Genomic DNA, 21,496 nt, shown 5'->3' with positions numbered 1-21,496 from the left:
AAGTGTGTGTTATATCCAGCGGAAGAATATGGTAGAAGTCATACAACTAAAGTGTGACCTGTCATACCAAATTTTAAAATGGCATTTCATAAAGTGCAGAAGTTAGAATTGAATCGATTAATTGACCCATTCAAAGGGTCGGTGAGGCGCGCGGCGGGTCATAAAAAAAGAGACGCAAGCGTCTCTTTTTTATTATCGCGGGTAGAGGCTGAGCATCAGGCTTCCAGATCGGCCATGTCACCTTTTTCCTGCAGCCAGTTACGACGATCTTCCGAACGCTTCTTGGCCAGCAGCATATCCATAGTGGCATCGGTTTGCTGTTCATCTTCATCGTTGATGATCAGCTGCACCAGGCGACGGGTGTTGGGATCCAGCGTAGTTTCGCGCAGCTGCATCGGGTTCATTTCCCCCAAACCTTTAAAGCGTTGCACGTTTGGCTTGCCCTTCTTACGCTTCAGCTGTTCCAGCACGCCCGCTTTTTCCTCTTCGGTCAGGGCGTAGTAAACCTCTTTCCCCAGATCGATACGGTACAGCGGCGGCAGCGCCACGTACACGTGGCCTTCTTTGACCAGCGCGCGGAAGTGCTTCACAAACAGCGCGCACAGCAGCGTGGCGATGTGCAGACCATCGGAGTCCGCATCCGCGAGGATACAGATTTTGCCATAGCGCAGCTGGCTGAGATCCGAACTGTCCGGGTCGATGCCAATGGCTACGGAAATATCGTGCACTTCCTGCGAAGCCAGCACTTCATCGGATGACACTTCCCAGGTGTTGAGGATCTTACCCTTCAGCGGCATGATCGCCTGATATTCGCGGTCACGAGCCTGTTTAGCAGAGCCGCCCGCCGAGTCACCTTCCACAAGGAACAGTTCGGTGCGGGCCAGATCCTGCGCGGTACAGTCAGCCAGTTTACCCGGCAGCGCCGGGCCGCTGGTGAGCTTTTTACGCACGACTTTTTTCGCCGCGCGCAGACGACGCTGGGCGCTGGAAATGGCCATTTCGGCCAGCAGCTCGGCGGCCTGCACGTTCTGGTTCAGCCACAGGCTGAAGGCATCTTTCACCACGCCGGACACGAAGGCCGCGCACTGACGTGAGGAAAGGCGTTCTTTCGTCTGCCCCGCAAACTGCGGATCCTGCATTTTTACCGACAGCACGTAGGCGCAGCGATCCCAGATATCTTCCGCCGACAGCTTCACGCCGCGCGGCAGAATGTTGCGGTATTCGCAGAACTCACGCATCGCATCCAGCAGTCCCTGACGCAGGCCGTTTACATGAGTACCGCCCTGCATGGTCGGAATCAGGTTGACGTAGCTTTCGGTCAGCAGCTCGCCGCCTTCCGGCAGCCACAGCAGCGCCCAGTCGACCGCTTCGCTGTCGCCGGAGAAGTTACCGACAAACGGTTTTTCCGGCAGCAGCGGCAGGCCGTTTACGGCCTCGCACAGATAGTCGTTCAGGCCGTCGGCGTAGCACCAGGTCTGTTCGGTGTCGTTAACCTTGTCTTTAAACACAATTTCAACGCCCGGGCACAGCACCGCTTTCGCCTTCAGCAGATGGCTGAGGCGGGAGACGGAAAAGCGCGGGCTGTCGAAGAAGCTTTCGTCCGGCCAGAAGTGGACGCTGGTCCCGGTATTGCGTTTACCGCAGGTGCCGGAAACGTGCAGCTCTTCAACCTTGTCGCCATTTTCAAAAGCGATAGTGTAGATCTGACCATCGCGGCGAACGTTTACCTCAACGCGCTTCGACAGGGCGTTAACCACCGAGATCCCCACGCCGTGCAGGCCGCCGGAGAACTGGTAGTTTTTGTTGGAGAACTTGCCGCCCGCGTGCAGGCGACAAAGGATCAGTTCTACCGCCGGTACGCCCTCTTCCGGGTGAATGTCGACGGGCATGCCGCGACCGTCGTCGATAACTTCCAGCGACTGATCGGCATGAAGGATAACCTCAACACGCTTTGCGTGCCCGGCCAGCGCTTCATCCACACTGTTATCAATAACTTCCTGACCCAGGTGGTTTGGACGTGTGGTATCTGTGTACATCCCCGGACGGCGGCGAACCGGCTCAAGCCCGGTGAGTACCTCAATGGCATCAGCGTTATAAGAAGATTGCGTCATGATCTATTCGTAGGTAGTTGGCGCTGCTTAATGCAACCCCAGAAAATCGATAATCTGTGTGAAGTGATCTTCAAAGCCGGTAAATGCGTGATTACCGCCCTCCTCTACCGTTTGCCGGCAGGAGGCGAAATAGTCCACGGCCTGGCGGTAATCAAGCACTTCGTCGCCGGTTTGCTGAAGCAGCCAGATGAGATCGGGCGCCTCAAGGGGGTCGACTTGCATCACTTTGAGATCGTAAATATGGCGAGACTCTAGCACATATTGCTGCCCGGTGTAGGGATTCTCGTTCGGGCCGAGGAAATTCACCAGCAGCTCAAACGGGCGTACCGCCGGGTTCACCACCACTGCGGGCAGCATAAAGCACTGCGACAGCCAGGTGGCGTAATAGCCCCCTAGCGATGAGCCCACAATGCCGAGCGTCTCGCCGCCATGCTCAAGCACCAGCGCTTCGAGCATTTCCGCCGCTTCCGCCGGGTAGGCCGGCAGCTGCGGGATCAGCATGTTGACGTCAGGATAGTGCTCTGCCAGCCACTGCTTAAGCGCCGTGGCCTTAGCCGACCACGGTGAGCTGTTAAACCCATGCAGATAAAGAAGCGTCGACATCAATAGCCTTCAGATGCGGTATCAGGGTGGAATTTCACCCCGGCAAGACGGCACACGTCGGTGGTTAATGAACCATCGGCATGTAGCTCAAGCCAGCGCCAGCCGGGAGAAACGGTGTCCAGCGTAAAGTTAGCGCAGTGCGGTTTAAACTGCACGCAGGTTGACGGTGTCGCCATAATGCGGCGGCCGTTCCACTCGACGTCCAGCTCCTGATGAATATGGCCGCAGAGCAGATGTTTCACCCGCGGATAGCGCACCAGCACGTTATCAAGCGACGCGGCGTTACGCAGGCTGTGCTGATCGAGCCAGCTACAGCCAGCCGGCAGAGGATGATGGTGCAGTAGCAGCAGCGTATGACGCTCCGGTGCTTCCGCCAGCCGTTTTTCTAACCATTCCAGCTGAAAGTCGCTCAGCTCGCCGTGCGGCACGCCAAAAACCTGGCTGTCGAGCAGCAGGATCTGCCAGTGTTCGCCGACCAGTACGCGCTTCGCCGGCGAGATACCCGCATCCTGCAAGGTGCTGTACATGGAGGGCTGGAAATCGTGATTACCCGGAAGCCAGACGCAGGGCGCAGTAAAGCTCGCGATGCCCTCAGCGAAGTGCTGATAGGCCGCGGCGGAGTGATCCTGTGCTAAATCGCCCGTCGCAACGACAAGGTCAACGTCACGCGCCGAGGCATGGATGGCCTGCAGTACAGCGTGGTAGCTTTCCCAGGTATTGACGCCCAACAGCGTTTCATTTTTTTCAGCAAACAGGTGAGTATCAGTAATTTGCAGTACCCTGACACTGGCCCCACCAGCCAGAGGAAGGTTTAAAAGGCTTTCCAAATGGTGTCCTTAGGTTTCACGATGCAAACATACACATCATCCTTTCAGGCAGCATCGTCGCTGGCAGCGCCTCAGTGGCAGCCTGAACGGTTCTATGTACAAACCGGAATCGCCATCGCTCCATGTGCTAAACAGAATCTAAGCCAGTCGGCCAGAAACTGATTAATTTGATGCTTTTCGTCGCGTTGATGCAACTTTTTATTTGGATAATCATATCGTGCTTTGAAGCGAAAGATCTGCTGAGTCGAACACACTTCAGCCACCATCGCGTCATGATACAGCCGCACGGTCATCGTTGGCAGGCTCCAGTAGCTCACCGCCGGGTGCGTTTGCTCAACCGTTACCAGCGTAGTGTAACGAGTCGATTCAACTATCGTTAAGCGATATTGCGCGTTGGCCACCTGATAGTTCACCGTTTCGCCGGCTTCGTCTACGCGCGGTAGCAAGCGGCGTAATTGTGCGAAGTTGGTTTCGCACAGACGCATCATTTCTGGGAAGTCAGGTGTATAGCGCTTCATTTTGCCCACTCTTTTCGTAAGTCCTGATAATGCAGCTGTAGCCATTGCAAAGCGATGACAGAAGCGGCGTTGTCAATTTTTCCCTCTTCTACACATTGATAAGCGTACTCCCGGCTTACCACATGAACGCGAATGTCTTCGTGTTCTTCCGCCAGGCCATGAATCCCCGTGGCCGTTGTTGCATCCACTTCACCCACCATAATGGTCAGACGCTCGCTGGTGCCACCGGGGCTTGCCAGATAGCTCAGGCACGGTTTGATGCGGCCCACGGAGAGGCCCGCCTCTTCCTGCGATTCGCGACGGGCGACGTCTTCCACGCTTTCGCCCTCTTCAATCATGCCAGCGACCATTTCCAGTAAATAGGGTGTCTCACTGGTGTCGTAGGCCGCAATGCGAATTTGCTCAATGAGCACAACTTCATCACGCACTGGGTCAAAGGGTAGCAAGACTGCGGCGTGACCGCGCTCAAAAATTTCGCGACGAACTTCGCCGCTCATCTCACCGTTGAAAAGGCGATGGCGAAAACGATACACATCAAGCGAAAAAAAACCGCGATATACCGTTTCTCGTGCAATAATTTCTACATCGTTTTTCGCAAGTGTGACCACTGGGTTATGTGATTGAGTCATGGACTGGCCTATGCAGTGATGGTGGTGAAATTGTCGATTTAAACTCTGTTTACCTTAGGATTCACTAACTCTATGGTAGATTGGTGCAAATTAACGCCGGATGGCACGTTACGCCAACTTTTTAACGTGGCGGACTCTGGTACAATCGGTGAATATTTTTTCTGTGAATGAGATCAGCGCTAAGCTTCACAACAAGGAATGCAAATGCAAATGAAGAAATTGCTCCCTATTCTTATTGGCCTGAGCCTTACCGGTTTCAGTACAATGAGCCAGGCAGAGAACCTGTTACAGGTTTATCAGCAGGCACGTACCAGTAACCCGGACCTCCGTAAATCGGCAGCAGACCGTGATGCGGCATTCGAGAAGATCAACGAAGCGCGTAGCCCACTGTTACCGCAGCTTGGTCTGGGGGCCGATTATACCTATACCAACGGCTTCCGCGACAGTAACGGCGTGAACTCCAACGTCACCAGCGGCTCTTTGCAATTAACGCAAACGCTGTTCGATATGTCCAAATGGCGTGCGCTGACTCTGCAAGAAAAAGCGGCAGGCATCCAGGATGTGACCTACCAGACCGACCAGCAAACGCTGATCCTCAACACCGCGACCGCTTACTTTAACGTGCTGAGCGCCATCGATTCGCTTTCCTACACCGAAGCGCAAAAACAGGCGATTTATCGTCAGTTAGACCAAACCACCCAGCGCTTTAACGTGGGCCTGGTTGCGATTACCGACGTGCAGAACGCCCGTTCTCAGTACGATACCGTGCTGGCAAACGAAGTCACCGCGCGTAACAATCTTGACAACGCCGTCGAAGCGCTGCGTCAGGTGACCGGTAACTACTACCCAGAGCTGGCGTCGCTGAACGTCGACAGCTTTAAAACCGACAAGCCGCTGGGCGTTAACGCGCTGCTGAAAGAAGCGGAAAACCGTAACCTCTCCCTGCTGCAGGCTCGCCTGAACCAGGACCTGGCGCGTGAACAAATTCGTCAGGCGCAGGACGGCCACCTGCCAACGCTGGATTTAACCGCGTCTACCGGGGTGTCTAATACGTCTTACAGCGGTTCTAAAACCAACGGTTCCCAGTACAACGACAACGACGCCGGCCAGAACAAAGTGGGCCTGAGCTTCTCCCTGCCGCTGTACCAGGGCGGGATGGTGAACTCGCAGGTGAAACAGGCGCAGTACAACTTCGTCGGCGCCAGCGAGCAGCTGGAAAGCGCGCACCGTTCCGTAGTGCAGACCGTGCGTTCCTCCTTCAACAACGTCAACGCGTCTATCAGCAGCATCAACGCCTACAAACAGGCCGTTGTCTCTGCGCAGAGTTCGTTAGACGCCATGGAAGCGGGCTACTCCGTCGGTACGCGTACGATCGTTGACGTACTGGACGCCACCACCACGCTGTACAACGCCAAACAGCAGCTCTCCAGCGCGCGTTACAACTACCTGATCAACCAGCTGAATATCAAAAATGCGCTGGGCACGCTGAACGAACAGGATCTGCTGGCGCTGAACAACACCCTGGGCAAGCCGGTTTCGACCGCCAATGCCACCATCGCGCCTGAAAATGCGCAGCAGGATGCCAGCGCCGACGGCTACACCTCTCCGGCCACCAGCAAAGCACGTCTCCGCTAAGATTCGCCTTTGCCGATCGTAGGGCCCGCCACGTGCGGGCCTTTTTATTGTGCCAACGTAAGGCAACGTAAAGATCGCCCGCTTTATCCCCTTCTTCGCTTCATTTTCAACCACTCATCCACTATCCTGAGCGCTAATGCAATACCATTCCACTGGGTCCAGGAAGAATAAAATGAAACGGACAAACAACATTCAGCACGCCGCTTTTCGTAAAAGCTGGGGCGCGCGCCACTTAACGCCGGTAGCCCTGGCCGTGACGGCCGTCTTTATGCTCGCGGGCTGTGAGAAAACCGACGAAACCGTCACCCTGTACCAGAACGCGGACGACTGCTCTGCCGCTAACCCGGGCAAGAGCGCCGAGTGTACAACCACCTTTAATAACGCGCTCAAAGAAGCCGAGCGCACCGCGCCGAAATATGCCAGCCGTGAAGACTGCGTAGCCGAGTTTGGCGAAGGCCAGTGTCAGCAGGCACCGGCTCAGGCGGGCATGGCGCTAACCGGCGAAGGTCAGGCACAGGCACAAAATCAGAGCAGCGGCAGCTTCTGGATGCCGCTGATGGCAGGCTACATGATGGGCCGCATGATGAGCGGCGGCATGGGCGGCTATCAACAGCAGCCGGTCTTCACCTCGAAGAACCCGTCCAGCCCGGCCTATGGTCAATACACCGATGCCAGCGGCAAAAACTATGGCGCCGCGCAGCCGGGCCGCTCGATGAACGTACCCAAAACCGCGATGGCGCCGAAGCCGGCCACCACCAGCACCGTCACCCGCGGCGGCTTTGGTGAGTCGGTGGCGAAGCAGTCCACCATGCAGCGTAGCGCAACGGGGACCACCTCCCGTTCAATGGGCGGCTAACGATCATGGAAAGAGTCAGTATCGTTGAACGCCCGGACTGGCGTGAAAAGGCGACCGAGTACGGTTTTAACTTCCACACCATGTACGGCGAGCCGTACTGGAGCGAAGAGGCTTATTACAAGCTCTCGCTCGCGCAGGTGGAAAAACTGGAGGACGTCACCGCCGAGATTCACCAGATGTGCCTGAAGGTGGTCGAGCGCGTTATCGCCAGCGATGAGCTGATGACGAAATTCCGTATACCCAAGCATACCTGGGGCTTTGTGCGCCAGTCGTGGCAGACCCATCAACCCTCGCTGTACTCGCGCCTCGATCTGGCCTGGGACGGTACCGGTGAGCCGAAGCTACTCGAAAATAACGCCGACACGCCGACCTCGCTGTATGAAGCAGCCTTCTTCCAGTGGATCTGGCTGGAAGATCAGCTCAACGCGGGCAACCTGCCTGCGGGTAGCGATCAGTTCAACAGCCTGCAGGAAAAGCTCATTGAGCGCTTTAACGAGCTGCGCGAGCAGCACGGCTTCCAGCTGCTGCACATGACCTGCTGTCGCGATACCGTTGAAGATCGCGGCACGGTGCAATATTTGCAGGACTGCGCCACAGAAGCTGGCGTCGCAACCGAATTCCTCTATATCGACGATATCGGGCTCGGTGAAAAAGGCCAGTTTACCGATCTTCAGGATCAGGTTATCGGCAACCTGTTTAAGCTTTATCCGTGGGAGTATATGCTGCGCGAGATGTTCTCTACCAAGCTTGAGGATGCCGGCGTACGCTGGCTGGAACCTGCCTGGAAGAGCATTATTTCGAACAAAGCGCTGCTGCCGCTGCTGTGGGAAATGTTCCCGGATCACCCTAACCTGCTGCCAGCCTACTTTGCCGAAGACGATCATCCGCAGATGGACAAGTTTGTGGTGAAACCGATCTTCTCCCGCGAAGGGGCAAATATCTCGATCGTAGAAAATGGCAAAACCATTGAGCAGGTAGAAGGGCCTTACGGCGAAGAGGGTATGATCGTCCAGCAGTTCCATCCGCTGCCGAAATTTGGCGATAGCTATATGCTGATTGGCAGCTGGCTGATTAACGATCAGCCAGCCGGAATCGGTATTCGTGAGGATAGAGCGCTGATCACTCAGGATCTGTCACGCTTCTATCCGCACATTTTCGTCGAGTAACCGTCAGCCTATCTGTACCGACAGCATGCTCAGGGAGCCCATTTCGATGCCATCAACCGGGATCGTGATGGGCTCTTCACCGTCCCACGCGCCCAGAACGTACAGCAGCGGCAGGTAGTGATCCGGCGTCGGGTTAGACAGCGAGCCGCCCTCATGCGCCAGATAGTTCACCAGCGGATGCTGCTCCGTTGGCCCTTTCCAGCCCAGGTTGGCTTTCACGTAGTCGTTAAACGACGTCGCCCACGGATAAGGCGCGGAATCGCCATGCCATTTCGCCGTACGCAGGTTGTGCACCACGTTACCGCTCGCCACCAGCATAATGCCTTCGTCGCGCAGGCTGGCCAGCTTTCGGCCCATCTCAAAATGCCAGGCCGCCGGTTTGGTGCTGTCAATGCTTAGCTGCACCATCGGAATATCGGCATTCGGGTACATTTTAATCAGCACGCCCCATGAACCGTGGTCAAAACCCCACGCTTCTTTATCCAGCGTCACCGGAACCGGGGCCAGCAGCTCAAGCAGCTGCTGCGCCAGCGCCGGAGAGCCCGGAGCCGGATAGTGCGTATCATAAAGCGCCTGCGGGAAACCGCCGAAATCATGAATGGTTTTTGGCGCTTCCATTGCCGTCACGCCCGTACCGCGGGTGAACCAGTGTGCGGACACCACGACGATCGCTTTCGGGCGCGGCAGCGTTTCGCCAAGGTGCTGCCAGGCGCGCGTATAAAGGTTATCTTCGAGCACGTTCATGGGGCTACCGTGACCTAAAAACAGTGCTGGCATTCGGCTACGAGACATGGTGTTATCCTTCCAGAGGTGTTGATTTAATAACACCACATTAACCTGTTTTCAGTGAGGATAAACTCAGATAAGCGTGATGATGATCTTCAGAAAATTTGAATGTAAGGATGACGTAAAGAATGCGTTCAGCCCTCGCAAGGGAAAACGATTTTCAATATCATGAATGATAATCATTATCATAAGGAGTGAACGATGTCGGTACCCCTGATTCTGACATTATTGGCCGGCGCAGCGACGTTTATTGGCGCTTTTCTCGGGGTGATTGGTCAGAAACCGTCTAACCGCGTGCTGGCGTTTTCCCTCGGCTTTGCCGCCGGGATTATGCTGCTGATCTCCCTGATGGAGATGCTGCCCGCAGCGCTTGATGCGCCGGGCATGTCACCGGTGCTGGGCTACGGCATGTTTGTCTTCGGGCTGCTCGGCTACTTCGCGCTGGACCGCGTATTGCCGCACGCCCATCCGCAGGACCTGGTGCAAAAAAATACTCCACCGCTGCCGCGTAATATTCGCCGTACCGCCGTTTTGCTGACCCTGGGCATCAGCCTGCACAACTTCCCGGAAGGTATCGCCACCTTTGTGACTGCCAGCAATAATCTTGAACTCGGTTTTGGTATCGCGCTGGCCGTTGCGCTACACAATATTCCTGAAGGGCTGGCGGTCGCCGGGCCGGTGTACGCCGCGACGGGATCGAAACGCAAGGCCGTATTCTGGGCCGGTATTTCCGGTATGGCTGAGATCCTGGGCGGCGTGCTGGCATGGGCAATTCTCGGCAGCATGGTATCGCCGGTGGTGATGGCATCAATCATGGCAGCGGTGGCCGGTATTATGGTCGCACTGTCCGTCGATGAGCTTATGCCGCTGGCAAAAGAGATCGACCCCAACAACAATCCAAGCTACGGCGTGCTGTGCGGAATGTCGGTAATGGGGTTAAGCCTGGTGATACTGCAATCCATGGGAATCGGCTAACCTGCTGATATCTCCCTTAAATAAGTCAAAATATTTAACAGGAGCGCACGCTGCGCTCCTATTCATTTATTGAATATATTTACATAAATAATTTATTATTCAAAAAGCGCGCACAATAATCATATAAATAAATTCCCATTTTCTCTGTTTACATTCCTTCATAGCGATAAAATCCTTTATTATCCGCAACAACGTTTATTTAATATGAAATTAGTTACTACCGTAATGCGTTCAATTAACGATAAAACACGCTTAAACAATAAACGGAAATTATCATTTTGATTTCGAATTTTATTTCCCAGAAATAAAATATGAGAAATAAATGAATTAACCTGGCAATACTACAAATGAAGGATCTTGATATGAATATGGGAAAAACAGCGCTGTTTGCACTGATTACGGCAGCCTTATCATCAACCGCAGCGCTGGCTGACGTGGACGGCGGCTCCGGCAAAATCACCTTTACCGGTGACGTTATCGCCGCACCTTGCGCCATCAAAGCGGAAGACGTCGACAAGCAGGTTGACCTCGGCGAAGTCCCGGCTAGCTATATCAACTCAAAGGGCCACTCTGACGCCGTGGATTCCAGCATTCATCTGGTCGATTGCGACCTGCCGAGCTCAGACAACGGCCAGGGCTCCCCGATCACGAAAGTGGATGTGACCTTCACCAGCACCGCGGTGACGACTGAAGGCGAAAGCCTGCTGTCCAACACCATGACCGGTGGCGCAACCGGCGTGGGCGTACGTCTGCTGGACGGCACCGGCCAGAATATCACCCTTGGCACCGCCAAAGAGATCGCGCTGGTTCAGGCCTCTTCAGAACAAACGCTGCCGTTCCAGGCCTATATGGAGCTGGTTGACGGTACGAAAGCCACCCCTGCCACCCCTGGCGCGGTGAATGCGAACGCCACCTACGTCCTGTCTTACAAATAAGATACCGGGCGGCCGCCAGGCCGCCTTTTTCCAGATAATCAGGTAGGGACGCCGTGAATATCGACAAAATTACTGCATCAGGCTGCGGTTTATTATTCGCCTGCTCGGCTAGCGCGACGGAATTCAACCTTAACGTGCTGGATAAATCTATGCGTAATAGCGTTGATGTCTCCCTTTTAAAAGATAAACCTGCGGTGCTGCCCGGCGATTATTTCGTCTCGATTGCCGTGAATAAAAATAAAATATCCTCTGGCCGGTTGCTCACCTGGCGACAAGAAGAACAAAACGTAGAACCCTGTATTCCGGTCGATTTGGCCGACAGTTTAGGGTTGAAAGACGAATTTCTCCGCACGCTGCCGGTCGATAACGGCTGCGTCAGTTTTCGCTCACATCCGGAAATGACGCTGAAGCTCGACTTAGCGCAACAGCAGCTCGATATTGCTATTCCACAGGCCTGGATGAACCGGAAGGTCAATGGCTGGATGCCGCCCGCAACGTGGAACGATGGCGTCGCCGGTTTTCTGCTCGACTATAATCTTTTCGCCAGCCGCTATCGTCCGCACGACGGCGGCCACAGCGAAAACCTTAATGCCTACGGCACCAGCGGCATAAACGCTGGCGCGTGGCGGCTGCGCAGCGACTATCAGCTTAGCCAGACCCGCAGCGACGATAGCAGCGAAAGCGCACACACCATTTCCAGAACCTACTTATTCCGCCCGCTCACCGCATTAGGCGCGAAATTAACGCTTGGCGAAACGGACTTTAGCTCCGATATTTTCGACGGTTTCTCCTATGCAGGCGCATCGCTGGTTAGCGACGATCGTATGCTCCCCTGGGAACTGCGCGGCTATGCGCCGCAAATCAGCGGGGTCGCGCAAACCAACGCCACCGTCGCGGTAAAACACGATGGCAGGATCATTTATCAAACCAAAGTCGCGCCGGGGCCGTTTATCATCAGCGACCTCAACCAGTCGGTACAAGGTACGCTGGACGTCGAAGTCACCGAAGAGGACGGCCGCGTCAATACCTTTCAGGTTTCTGCCGCTTCCACGCCATTCTTAACCCGTCAGGGCCAGATTCGTTATAAAGTCACCACCGGGCGTATGCGCCCCGACCTTTCACACAGCGTGGTAGACGACACCTTTATCAGCGGGGAGGCGTCCTGGGGGGCGCTCTCAAATACGTCGCTGTATGGCGGCCTGCTGGCAGCTGGCAGCGACTATCGTTCCGCCGCGCTTGGCGTGGGGCAAAATATGCTCTGGCTAGGCGCGGTTTCCTTTGATGTCACGCACGCCGTCAGCCAGTTTGATAACGGCCAGCAAGATAAAGGCTCCAGCTACCGGCTGAACTACAGTAAACGCTTCGACGCCACCGACAGCCAGGTTTCGCTGGCCGCCTATCGGTTTTCCGAACGGACGTTTCACAGCTACGCCAATTTTGTCGACCACCAGATCGATAGCGACAATACGCAGGACGAAAAGCAAACCATCAGTATTTCCGCCAGCCAGCCTATTGATGCACTGAACATGAATCTCTACGTCACCGCGCTGCGCCAGCTGTGGTGGGACGGCGATGCCTCCACGTCAGCCAGCGTGACCGCCGGTTTTAATTTCGATGCCGGTAGCTGGAAGAATATCTCACTGACCACCACGTTCAGCACCACGCACTATGAAGAGAGTGACAACGATAATCAGATCTACGTCTCTGTTTCCGTGCCATTCGGTTTCGCCCAGCGCTTAAGCTACGATATGCGCAACGGCGACAATACCAGCCATACGGTCTCATGGAACGATTCGTCCGATGCGCACAATACCTGGGGCGTTTCCGCCGGCGCGGCAACCGATAGGCCGGATAATGGCGCCCAGTTCCGCGGTAATTATCAGCATCGCTCTACCGTCGGCGACCTACAGCTTTCCGGCAGCTATGCCGCCAGCGATTACACCTCCGCCAGCGCCAGCTGGAACGGCTCTTTCACCGCCACTCGCCACGGGGCGGCGTTCCACCGTCGCAGTATCAGTAATGAACCACGGCTGATGGTCAGCACCGACGGGGTTGCCGATATTCCGGTACAGGGCGATTTTAATGCCACCAACCTGTTCGGCTACGCCGTCGTTCCAATGATCGCCAGCTACCAACCGACCACCGTCGCCGTCAATATGGACGCCCTGCCGGACGGCGTGACGGTAAGTGAAAACGCGCTGAGAGAAACATGGACCGAAGGCGCGATTGGCTATAAAACGCTGGCTTCACGCGCGGGGATGGACGTTAACGCGCTCATTCGCGCCGTCGACGGTAGCTACCCGCCGCTGGGGGCCGTCGTTCACGGCGAGGAAGGGAAAAGCGATGTCGGCATGGTCAGCGAAGAAGGCCACGTCTGGCTAAGCGGCGTCAACGCTGGCCAGCAATTTACCGTTCAATGGGCCGAGACTCGCTGTCGTATTACGCTGCCTGACTCACTCACCGCTATTCCGCAGCCATTAATGCTGCCCTGTCATTGATTAAGGATGAAGAAATGACGCCCATCGTAAAAAATCTGTTTTGTCTGGCGCTTGTCGCGCCGCTCATCGCTCAGGCGGCGGTGTCTCCCGATCGCACCAGAGTGATTTTTAATGGTGCCAACAAAGCCGCCAGCCTGAAGTTGACCAACGCCAGCCAGGAGCTCCCCTATCTGGCGTACTCGTGGATTGAAGATGATAAGGGAAAGAAGAGCGACGCTTTTTTTGCCGCCCTGCCGCCGATGCAGCGGCTGGAACCCGGTGCGATTAGCCAGGTGCGCATCGTCAAGCAGGGTAGCGCCGCCACGCTGCCGACGGATCGTGAATCGTTGTTTTACTACAACATTCGCGAAATCCCACCCACCCCAGAGAATGCTGATAACCACGCCGTCGTTCAGGTGGCGATGCAGTCCAGAATCAAGCTGTTCTGGCGGCCCGCTTCGCTGAAGAAAAAACCGGGCGACGCCACAGAGCAGCGCATGACATATCGCCTGAATGGCAAAACGTTGCAGGTGAACAACCCCACGCCTTACTACATTACGCTGGCCTATTTTGGTAAAGATCTCAACGGCGTGTTCCCCAGTTTTAAAACCACCATGCTGGCGCCGTTCACCGCCGCCAGCCTGAACGCGGGAGCGAACAGCGGGTCAGGATTCTATCTTGGCTATATGGATGATTATGGCGCCTTACGTATGCTGCGCCTGAACTGCCAGGGTAGCTGCAGCGCCACCGTGCCAGAGGCCAAAAAATGATCCGCCGATTAGCTTCGCTGCTGTTCTTGATGCTACTGCTGGCTCCCTTCGAGAACGCATGGGCCGTTCACTGCTACCTTGGCGCCTCCGGCGGTCCCACCGACAAATATCAAACCCTGGAAGAATTCGCCGTGCCGAATAACGCCCAGGTGGGGGATAAAATCTGGGAAAGCGGTGATATCAAAGTGCCGGTCTACTGCGACAACGGCGACCGGGAGGAGAGCGGTAAGCGCGTCGGAGAAAACGTGTTTGCCTGGGTAAACCCCTATTCCAGCGTGGATGACCCCCATTATCAATTGGGTGTGACCTATGCGGGCGTCGATTATGACGCGACACAGGGCGCGGTCGGCATTGATACCAACACCTGCATCGATAACGCTTATTATCAAAAATTCACAGCCGATCAAATCAGAGCATCGGGATGGGAAGATCGTCTCTGCAGCAAAAACGCTGACGATCCGCACTACTCGCGCACCTTTATGGCCCGCATGCGGCTGTACGTGAAAATAAAAACCATGCCGCCGCACGGCTATCAAAGTACGCTTGGCGACTTCACGCTGGTACAGTTTGACGGCGCCAACGGCTGGAACCAAAGCCCGGACGCCTATAACCTCAAATATCACGTTAACGGCCTGGAAAACATCCGCGTGCTCGACTGTAACGTCAACTTCAACATCGAGCCGGCCAACCAGGTGATTGATTTCGGTACGTTCACCCCCTACGACATCGACAGCGGCACGATGAACCGCACCTTTTCCATCACCACCACCAAAACCCAGGACGGCATGTGCAACGACGGGTTTAAGGTTTCGTCATCCTTCTATACCACCGAAACGCTCGTCGATGAGGATACCGCGCTGCTGATAGGCAACGGCCTGCGGCTGCAAATCCGCAACAGCGCGGATGATACGCTCAACACCTTTAACCAGTACGCGGAATATGCCGATTTCACCGGCTCGCTGCTGACGGTCACGCAGGACTATCAGGCTGAACTGTCAAAGGTCGCAGGGGAAGAGGTCAAGGTGGGCCACTTTGAATCCGTGGTGATCTTTAAGATTAACTACAATTAGAGACACAAAGGCCGGGATAACCCCGGCCTTCACGTTGACGGCACAAACCACGAAATTAGCTGGCTTTACGCTCGTGCTCGCGACGGTACGCCACCAGATCTTCAATGGTCACCAGCGCCATATTGTGTTCTTTCGCAAACTTGATGCACTCCGGCGCGCGCGCCATGGTGCCGTCGTCGTTGGTCAGTTCGCACAGTACGCCAGCCGGTTTAAAGCCCGCCAGGCTCACCAGATCGATGGTCGCTTCAGTGTGGCCGCCGCGGGTCAGAACGCCGCCCGGCTGCGCGCGCAACGGGAATACGTGGCCCGGACGGTTCAGGTCTGACGGCTTCGCGTTATCGGCAATCGCCGCACGCACGGTAGTCAGACGGTCAGCGGCAGAAACGCCGGTGGTCACGCCGTGTGCCGCTTCGATGGTGACGGTAAAACCGGTACCGTAGGCGCTGGTATTATTTTCGACCATCATCGGCAGATCGAGCTGTTTACGACGTTCGTCGGTCAGGCACAGACAAACGATGCCGCTACCGTGACGGATAGTCAGCGCCATTTGTTCAACGGTCATGTTTTCGGCGGCAAAGATCATGTCGCCTTCGTTCTCACGATCTTCGTCGTCCAGCACCATCGCGCCACGGCCTTCGCGCAGAGCAATCAGTGCGTTTTCAACGCGTTCAAACGGAGTACCAAAAGAGGAAAGTAGCGTCTGATTCATGGTAAAAAAACCTCATTAAAATTATGGTTACCAGAATCAGGGCAGTCTTAGGAGTGCCGACCAGCGGCAAATGGATAACGCGAGCGGGGTTTAACCCGACTGAATCGTTACTCTCTCCCATCCGGACTTTAACCGTCGGCCCCGGAATTACACCGGATCTGCTGACCCTCCCATTGGACATGGGAAGCGCTCGCGGGCTTTCAGCCGTAGCTGATTTACCGCCGGTGGGGAATTTCGCCCCGCCCTGAGAATAAGCGTACTTACTATAACGCTATTGATTATCTTCGGCAATGCATAAGCTTCGCACAATTCTGGTTTATCGCATCGGGAGAAGACACTACAATAACCGCAATGCCGACAGAATCAGGGAAACAGAGATGATCGACCCGAAAAAAATTGAACAAATCGCCCGCCAGGTCCACGAGTCCATGCCGAAAGGCCTGCGTGAATTCGGGGATGACGTAGAAAAGAAAGTTCGCCAGGTGATCCAGTCACAGCTGACGCGCCTTGACGTGGTCAGCCGCGAAGAGTTTGACGTGCAAACGCAGGTTCTGCTGCGCACCCGCGAAAAACTGGCGCTGCTGGAACAGCGGATTAGCGAGCTGGAAGCCCGCCAGACCCCGGCGACCAAAGACGAATCGGCCGCCGAACAGTAACAGCGTCGGCTTCGCCTCTTCGCGCGAGCAGCACAGAAACACCGCATCCCTGGCAGATAACGCCGGGGATTTTTTTAGCCAAAATTCGTCGGTCTGGAGCCACGCAAACCGTTTTTGCGTGCACGATTCCGCATTGAGAACGTGGAGAGAGAAAGGGCTTGTCGCTGGCAGTGCGTTCACCAACAATCGCGTTGTCAGCATGGGGCTGAAACGGGAAAGCCCCTACCGAAGAAGGGGCTTTGATAAGGAAAGGGTTATGATGAAGCAACTCATCATACTGGTTGTTCTGTTACTGATAAGTTTCGCCGCTTACTAACAGTCAATCAGAGGGGGGAGAAATCCTCTCTCACCCTTATTCCTTTAATCTAGGTCGAAAAGAGAACAGCGTCAACCGCAAGAGACGCAGCGCAGCAAAATGTTCGATGCGTCTCGCGCAATCACGACTTATCGCTGTCTTTTTGGATCTTCTTGATAATATTGGTGGTGGAACAGCCGTCTTCAAAGTTCAGCACCAGCACTTCACCGCCGTTGGCCCACACTTCTTCGCTGCCGGCAATCTGCTCTGGCTTATAGTCGCCGCCTTTAACCAGGCGATCCGGCAAGATCCCGGCAATCAGGCGCTGTGGCGTGTCTTCTTCAAAAGAGACCACCCAGTCGACGGATTCCAGCGCGCCCAGCACGATCATACGTTGATCCAGCGGGTTCACCGGGCGAGTCGGGCCTTTCAGACGTGCGGTCGACGCATCGCTATTAACTGCCACGATCAAACGATCGCCAAGCTTGCGGGCGTTCGCCAGGTAAGAAACGTGGCCTGCGTGCAGAATGTCGAACACGCCGTTGGTCATCACCACTTTTTCACCACGACGGCGCGCGGCAGCGACGGCCAGCTTCAGCTCTTCTTCGCTCATCACGCCAAAACCGGTATCGGCGCGACCACGCACGGCGTTTTCCAGCTCAATAGGCGAAACGGTCGAGGTGCCCAGTTTACCGACCACCACGCCCGCCGCCGCGTTGGCGAAGAAGCAGGCTTCTTCCAGCGTTTTGCCCGACGCCAGCGTGGCCGCCAGTACGCCGATCACCGTATCACCGGCGCCGGTTACATCGTACACTTCCTGCGCCTGAGTCGGCTGATGCAGCGGCGCTTTGCCCGGCTGTAGCAGCGTCATCCCCTGCTCGGAGCGGGTCACCAGCAGCGCAGCCAAATCAAAATCGGCAATCAGCTTCATACCGCGCTCGACGATCTCTTCTTCAGTTTTGCACTTGCCAACCACCGCTTCGAACTCAGAGAGATTCGGCGTCAGCAGCGTTGCGCCGCGATAGCGTTCAAAATCGGTGCCTTTCGGGTCAATCAGTACCGGTACTTTCGCCTGACGCGCCAGCGAAATCATCTGCTGCACGCTTTCCAGCGCGCCCTTGGCATAGTCGGACAGCACCAGCGCACCGACGGTCGGCAGCGCGCTCTGAATGCGATCGTGCAGCGGCTGCGGATCGACGCCCGCGAAGCCCTCTTCAAAATCGAGACGAATCAGCTGCTGGTTACGCGACAGTACACGCAGCTTGGTGATCGTCGGGTGCGTCGGCACGGAGACGAAATCACATTTGACGTTCACGTCAGCCAGCGCCTTATTCAGCGCGCGTGCCGCATCGTCGATGCCGGTCAGGCCCACGAGGCGCGAATTCGCCCCCAGAGACGCAATGTTCATCGCCACGTTCGCCGCGCCGCCGGGACGTTCTTCGATCGTTTCAACTTTGACCACGGGCACCGGGGCTTCCGGGGAAATTCGGCTGGTTGGGCCATACCAGTAGCGATCCAGCATCACATCGCCAACCACCATCACTCCTGCACGTTCAAATTCCGGCAGCGTCACTTTCATTCGTGTCTCCTGAGAGAATCAAAATTTTCGCGCGATAATAGCATACTTCACGGTTGGACCAGCCACTTCTGCCAGCTGGCGCTAACCAGCTCGCGCTCATGAGCGAAGCTCGCCAGATCGACATTGCCCGGCAGCTCTTGCAGCGCCAGGTGATGCAGCGCATCACGCAGCGTGGTGTAAGCGCGGGTCAACGCCAGCGCTTCCTGCTCGTCCATAATGTCATTTTGCGCCAGCAGTTCGAGAATGCGCACGTTATCCGACCAGCGCGTCAGCTTCGGTTTCTCGTGCGCGTAGCGCAGCACCAGATACTGGGTAATAAATTCAATATCGGTGATCCCGCCCGCATCAGTTTTGATGTCGAAACGGTCGCGCTGCTTGCCCCCGAGGTGGGCGCGCATTTTTTCCCGCATCTCGCGCACTTCGGTTTGCAGCGCCCCGCCGTCACGCACGTTGGTCAGGATCTGACGACGGATGGCATCAAACTGCTGCTGAAGCTGCGGATCGCCGTAGACCACGCGGGCGCGCACCAGCGCCTGATGCTCCCAGGTCCACGCTTCGTTTTGCTGATAGTCGGCAAACGCTTCGGCGGTGGTCACCAGCATTCCCGCCGCACCGGAAGGGCGCAAGCGCGCATCCACTTCATACAGAATACCGGACGACGTTCGGGTGCTGAACAGATGCATAATGCGCTGCGCCAGACGCAGATAGAACTGACGACCGTCGATTTCGCGCTCGCCGTCGGTCATCGCATCCATCGGGCAATCGTGCAGGAACACCAGATCCAGATCCGAGCTGTAGCCCAGTTCCCATCCCCCCAGCTTGCCGTAGCCGATGACCGCAAAACCGCGCCCGTGACGCTCGCGCAGATGCGTCGGCTGGCCGTAGCGAGCCACCATCTGCACCCACGCCTGCTGTACGACCGCATCGATCATCGCTTCCGCCAGCCAGGTTAAGTGGTCGCTCACCTTCATGACCGGCAGCGTACCGGCGATATCAGCCGCCGCAATGTGCAGCAGCTGTGCCTGTTTAAATTGCCGCAGCGCTTCCAGCTGCTGCTCTTCGTCCTCTTCCGGCACGCGCAGAAGATACTGGCGCAGCTCGTCACGGTAGGCATCGGTCGCCGTCGGCTGGTACAGCGTGTTCGGATCCAACAGCTCGTCCAGCAGCAGCGGATAGCGCGCCAGCTGGCTGGCCACCATCGGTGACGCGGCGCATAGACGAATCAGGTGTTTTAGGGTTCCGGGGTATTCGCTTAACAGCTCAAGATAGGTGGTTCGGGTGACGATACCGCTCAGCAACGGCGTAATACGCGACAGCAGCACCAGCGCATCTTCACGGGCGCATACTTCGCTGAGCAGGTGCGGCATCAACGAGTCCAGCACCTGGCGCCCGCGCGGGCCAATGGTGCGCTTATCAAGCTCTTTACGGAAATCGGTAATTTGCGCCAGCACGCGTTGGCCATCATCATGACTGAGGTGCATCAATACCGCTGGCGAATCTTCTTCCTGTAGCGCATCTTGCCACAGCTCGCGCCAGGCTTCTGACAGCTGCTCTTCCTGCGAGTTTTCTTCGTCATCGCCGATAAGTTCATTAAACACACGGCGTACCTGCGCCATCAGCGCATCCAGCCGTTCGGTGAGCGTCTGCCACTCGGCAAAGCCCATCCCCCACGCCAGTCGGGCGCGATTGAGCTCATCACCCGGCAGCGTTTGCGTCTGCTCGTCGTTGATGCTTTGCAGCAGGTTTTCCAGGCGGCGTAAAAACAGGTATGCCTCGCGCAGCGCGCGCGCATCATCTTCCGAGAGCAGGTGTAATGCCTCAATCGCCGTCAGGGTCGGCAGCAATGAGCGACTTTGCAGCGAAGGTTCGCGGCCACCGCGAATCAGCTGAAAGACCTGCACGATAAACTCAATTTCGCGGATCCCGCCTGCGCCGAGCTTGATGTTGTCTTTCAGGCCTCGGCGGCGGACTTCGCGGGTGATCATGCCTTTCATATTGCGTAAAGACTGGATCACGCTGAAATCAATATAGCGGCGGAAAACGAACGGGCGCAGCATCGCACGCAGCTCGCTGGTATACACGCCGTCATCATCGCCCATGATGCGGGCTTTGACCATCGCATAGCGCTCCCAGTCGCGCCCCTGCTCCTGGTAATAATCTTCCAGCGCCGCAAAGCTCAGCACCAGCGGACCGCTATCGCCGAACGGGCGCAGACGCATATCAACGCGGTAGACAAAACCGTCCTGCGTTGGTTGGTCGAGGACTTTAATCAGGCGCTGGCCCAGGCGGGTAAAGAACTGGGCGTTATCCAGCTCACGACGACCGCCCTGGGTGCTGCCGTGCTCCGGCCAGGCAAAAATCAGATCGATATCAGAAGAGAAATTCAGCTCGCCGCCGCCCAGCTTACCCATCCCGAGGATCAGCAGCGGCTGCGGAACACCGTCGGCGCTGCACGGCGTCCCCCAATCGCGGCAGCAGGCGTCATACAGCCAGTCGCGGGCGCTGACAATCAGCGTTTCCGCCAGATGGCTGAGCTGCTGAAGCGTCTCTTCTTCAGAAACCTGCGACAGCGCCTGCGCCCAGGCGATGCGTACCATCATCCGACGGCGGAACAGACGCAGCGCGCGCATCAGCGCCGCCTCGTCGTACACCTCTGCCAACTCGGCCTGCAGCCAGCCCGCGTATTGCCGCCATTCATCCGCCTGTGGCGGTTCGCTTTCCAGCGACGCCAGCCACGCTGGGTGCGCCGTTAAACTTTGCTGAACAAAATCACTGAAGGTGAAAACAGCCTGCGCCTCGGAACTCAACGACCGGATGGGAAAATCGTCCGGAGCGCGATCCACAAGCGTTTGCCAGTGCTGCTGTAACTGCGAAGAAAGCGGCGTCATACGCGGGTTCC

The 21,496-nt window shown here is 56.3% G+C and carries 19 protein-coding genes and 1 riboswitch; of the genes, 10 read left to right on the top strand and 9 right to left on the bottom strand.

What is annotated here, in order from left to right; translation table 11 throughout:
• Positions 1-215: 215 nt before the first annotated feature.
• From parE to nudF, 5 genes are all read right to left on the bottom strand, one after another.
• The gene (gene parE, locus H7R56_RS03635; protein WP_106929651.1) at positions 216-2,111 is read right to left on the bottom strand and encodes a DNA topoisomerase IV subunit B; all 1,896 of its coding nucleotides are present in this window, start codon (positions 2,109-2,111) and stop codon (positions 216-218) included.
• 27 nt (positions 2,112-2,138) lie between these two features.
• Positions 2,139-2,714 (bottom strand): esterase YqiA, encoded by a 576-nt coding sequence (gene yqiA / locus H7R56_RS03630; RefSeq protein WP_106929649.1) that lies wholly within the window; start codon positions 2,712-2,714, stop codon positions 2,139-2,141.
• Positions 2,714-3,541 carry a 3',5'-cyclic-AMP phosphodiesterase gene (cpdA, locus tag H7R56_RS03625; protein ID WP_106929647.1) on the bottom strand — a complete coding sequence of 276 codons (828 nt, stop codon included), beginning with the start codon at positions 3,539-3,541 and terminating at the stop codon, positions 2,714-2,716. The genes yqiA and cpdA overlap by 1 nt, the downstream gene beginning before the upstream one ends.
• A gap of 92 nt (positions 3,542-3,633) precedes the next feature.
• The gene (locus tag H7R56_RS03620) at positions 3,634-4,059 is read right to left on the bottom strand and encodes a DUF1249 family protein (RefSeq protein WP_106929646.1); all 426 of its coding nucleotides are present in this window, start codon (positions 4,057-4,059) and stop codon (positions 3,634-3,636) included.
• Entirely contained in the window at positions 4,056-4,688 is a 633-nt protein-coding gene (gene nudF / locus H7R56_RS03615) for an ADP-ribose diphosphatase (protein ID WP_106929644.1), read from the bottom strand. The genes H7R56_RS03620 and nudF overlap by 4 nt, the downstream gene beginning before the upstream one ends.
• A gap of 210 nt (positions 4,689-4,898) precedes the next feature.
• Here nudF and tolC point away from each other — a divergent pair, with 210 nt between their 5' ends.
• The 3 genes from tolC to H7R56_RS03600 all read left to right on the top strand — a co-directional run bounded on the left by tolC (position 4,899) and on the right by H7R56_RS03600 (position 8,345).
• Positions 4,899-6,323 carry an outer membrane channel protein TolC gene (tolC, locus tag H7R56_RS03610; RefSeq protein ID WP_106929759.1) on the top strand — a complete coding sequence of 475 codons (1,425 nt, stop codon included), beginning with the start codon at positions 4,899-4,901 and terminating at the stop codon, positions 6,321-6,323.
• 172 nt (positions 6,324-6,495) lie between these two features.
• Positions 6,496-7,179, top strand: coding sequence for a DUF1190 family protein (locus H7R56_RS03605; RefSeq protein ID WP_106929642.1), 684 nt, complete (start codon positions 6,496-6,498; stop codon positions 7,177-7,179).
• 5 nt (positions 7,180-7,184) lie between these two features.
• Entirely contained in the window at positions 7,185-8,345 is a 1,161-nt protein-coding gene (locus tag H7R56_RS03600; RefSeq protein ID WP_106929641.1) for a glutathionylspermidine synthase family protein, read from the top strand.
• Between the two features lie 3 nt (positions 8,346-8,348).
• Here H7R56_RS03600 and ygiD read toward each other — a convergent pair whose 3' ends face one another.
• A complete protein-coding gene (gene ygiD / locus H7R56_RS03595) occupies positions 8,349-9,137 on the bottom strand; it encodes a 4,5-DOPA-extradiol-dioxygenase (protein WP_106929639.1) in 789 nt (262 codons plus the stop codon).
• Between the two features lie 195 nt (positions 9,138-9,332).
• Between ygiD and zupT the strand changes: the two genes are divergently transcribed.
• The 5 genes from zupT (at position 9,333) to H7R56_RS03570 (ending at position 15,358) form a co-directional block, all read left to right on the top strand.
• Positions 9,333-10,106, top strand: a complete 774-nt coding sequence (gene zupT / locus H7R56_RS03590) for a zinc transporter ZupT (protein WP_106929637.1) — start codon at positions 9,333-9,335, stop codon at positions 10,104-10,106.
• A 362-nt stretch (positions 10,107-10,468) separates the two neighbouring features.
• The gene (locus tag H7R56_RS03585; protein ID WP_106929636.1) at positions 10,469-11,041 is read left to right on the top strand and encodes a fimbrial protein; all 573 of its coding nucleotides are present in this window, start codon (positions 10,469-10,471) and stop codon (positions 11,039-11,041) included.
• Positions 11,042-11,094: 53 nt separating this feature from the next.
• The gene (locus tag H7R56_RS03580; protein WP_106929634.1) at positions 11,095-13,539 is read left to right on the top strand and encodes a fimbria/pilus outer membrane usher protein; all 2,445 of its coding nucleotides are present in this window, start codon (positions 11,095-11,097) and stop codon (positions 13,537-13,539) included.
• 14 nt (positions 13,540-13,553) lie between these two features.
• The gene (locus tag H7R56_RS03575) at positions 13,554-14,288 is read left to right on the top strand and encodes a fimbrial biogenesis chaperone (RefSeq protein ID WP_106929632.1); all 735 of its coding nucleotides are present in this window, start codon (positions 13,554-13,556) and stop codon (positions 14,286-14,288) included.
• Positions 14,285-15,358 (top strand): fimbrial protein, encoded by a 1,074-nt coding sequence (locus tag H7R56_RS03570; RefSeq protein ID WP_106929631.1) that lies wholly within the window; start codon positions 14,285-14,287, stop codon positions 15,356-15,358. Before H7R56_RS03575 ends, H7R56_RS03570 begins: the two co-directional genes overlap by 4 nt.
• 55 nt (positions 15,359-15,413) lie before the next feature.
• Here H7R56_RS03570 and ribB read toward each other — a convergent pair whose 3' ends face one another.
• Positions 15,414-16,067, bottom strand: a complete 654-nt coding sequence (ribB, locus tag H7R56_RS03565; RefSeq protein ID WP_035893704.1) for a 3,4-dihydroxy-2-butanone-4-phosphate synthase — start codon at positions 16,065-16,067, stop codon at positions 15,414-15,416.
• Between the two features lie 105 nt (positions 16,068-16,172).
• Positions 16,173-16,323, bottom strand: a riboswitch (FMN riboswitch).
• 121 nt (positions 16,324-16,444) lie between these two features.
• Here ribB and ubiK point away from each other — a divergent pair.
• Positions 16,445-16,723 carry a ubiquinone biosynthesis accessory factor UbiK gene (gene ubiK / locus H7R56_RS03560; protein ID WP_106929629.1) on the top strand — a complete coding sequence of 93 codons (279 nt, stop codon included), beginning with the start codon at positions 16,445-16,447 and terminating at the stop codon, positions 16,721-16,723.
• Positions 16,724-16,922: 199 nt separating this feature from the next.
• Positions 16,923-17,039, top strand: coding sequence for a type I toxin-antitoxin system Ibs family toxin (locus tag H7R56_RS28000; RefSeq protein ID WP_353654618.1), 117 nt, complete (start codon positions 16,923-16,925; stop codon positions 17,037-17,039).
• A 121-nt stretch (positions 17,040-17,160) separates the two neighbouring features.
• On the opposite strand, the gene hldE is transcribed toward H7R56_RS28000, so the two are convergent.
• Complete coding sequence (hldE, locus tag H7R56_RS03550; protein ID WP_106929625.1) at positions 17,161-18,597, bottom strand: bifunctional D-glycero-beta-D-manno-heptose-7-phosphate kinase/D-glycero-beta-D-manno-heptose 1-phosphate adenylyltransferase HldE; 1,437 nt, start codon at positions 18,595-18,597, stop codon at positions 17,161-17,163.
• Positions 18,598-18,644: 47 nt separating this feature from the next.
• Positions 18,645-21,485: a bifunctional [glutamate--ammonia ligase]-adenylyl-L-tyrosine phosphorylase/[glutamate--ammonia-ligase] adenylyltransferase gene (gene glnE, locus H7R56_RS03545; protein ID WP_106929623.1), complete on the bottom strand. Its 2,841-nt coding sequence runs from the start codon at positions 21,483-21,485 to the stop codon at positions 18,645-18,647.
• Positions 21,486-21,496 lie beyond the last annotated feature (11 nt).

It is taken from the genome of Klebsiella sp. WP3-W18-ESBL-02 (assembly GCF_014168815.1).
Taxonomy (GTDB): domain Bacteria; phylum Pseudomonadota; class Gammaproteobacteria; order Enterobacterales; family Enterobacteriaceae; genus Kluyvera; species Kluyvera ascorbata_B.
This window is presented reverse-complemented; position numbering and strand designations above follow the sequence as displayed.

Excerpts from the sequence above, each read along its gene's own strand:
- H7R56_RS28000 (WP_353654618.1), top strand. The coding sequence starts at position 16,923 with ATGGGGCTGAAACGGGAAAGCCCCTACCGAAGAAGGGGCTTTGATAAG.
- hldE (WP_106929625.1), bottom strand. The coding sequence starts at position 18,597 with ATGAAAGTGACGCTGCCGGAATTTGAACGTGCAGGAGTGATGGTGGTT.
- parE (WP_106929651.1), bottom strand. The coding sequence starts at position 2,111 with ATGACGCAATCTTCTTATAACGCTGATGCCATTGAGGTACTCACCGGG.
- tolC (WP_106929759.1), top strand. The coding sequence starts at position 4,899 with ATGAAGAAATTGCTCCCTATTCTTATTGGCCTGAGCCTTACCGGTTTC.
- zupT (WP_106929637.1), top strand. The coding sequence starts at position 9,333 with ATGTCGGTACCCCTGATTCTGACATTATTGGCCGGCGCAGCGACGTTT.
- H7R56_RS03600 (WP_106929641.1), top strand. The coding sequence starts at position 7,185 with ATGGAAAGAGTCAGTATCGTTGAACGCCCGGACTGGCGTGAAAAGGCG.
- H7R56_RS03620 (WP_106929646.1), bottom strand. The coding sequence starts at position 4,059 with ATGAAGCGCTATACACCTGACTTCCCAGAAATGATGCGTCTGTGCGAA.
- H7R56_RS03570 (WP_106929631.1), top strand. The coding sequence starts at position 14,285 with ATGATCCGCCGATTAGCTTCGCTGCTGTTCTTGATGCTACTGCTGGCT.
- nudF (WP_106929644.1), bottom strand. The coding sequence starts at position 4,688 with ATGACTCAATCACATAACCCAGTGGTCACACTTGCGAAAAACGATGTA.
- H7R56_RS03605 (WP_106929642.1), top strand. The coding sequence starts at position 6,496 with ATGAAACGGACAAACAACATTCAGCACGCCGCTTTTCGTAAAAGCTGG.
- ribB (WP_035893704.1), bottom strand. The coding sequence starts at position 16,067 with ATGAATCAGACGCTACTTTCCTCTTTTGGTACTCCGTTTGAACGCGTT.
- yqiA (WP_106929649.1), bottom strand. The coding sequence starts at position 2,714 with ATGTCGACGCTTCTTTATCTGCATGGGTTTAACAGCTCACCGTGGTCG.
- ygiD (WP_106929639.1), bottom strand. The coding sequence starts at position 9,137 with ATGTCTCGTAGCCGAATGCCAGCACTGTTTTTAGGTCACGGTAGCCCC.
- H7R56_RS03575 (WP_106929632.1), top strand. The coding sequence starts at position 13,554 with ATGACGCCCATCGTAAAAAATCTGTTTTGTCTGGCGCTTGTCGCGCCG.
- H7R56_RS03585 (WP_106929636.1), top strand. The coding sequence starts at position 10,469 with ATGAATATGGGAAAAACAGCGCTGTTTGCACTGATTACGGCAGCCTTA.
- glnE (WP_106929623.1), bottom strand. The coding sequence starts at position 21,485 with ATGACGCCGCTTTCTTCGCAGTTACAGCAGCACTGGCAAACGCTTGTG.
- ubiK (WP_106929629.1), top strand. The coding sequence starts at position 16,445 with ATGATCGACCCGAAAAAAATTGAACAAATCGCCCGCCAGGTCCACGAG.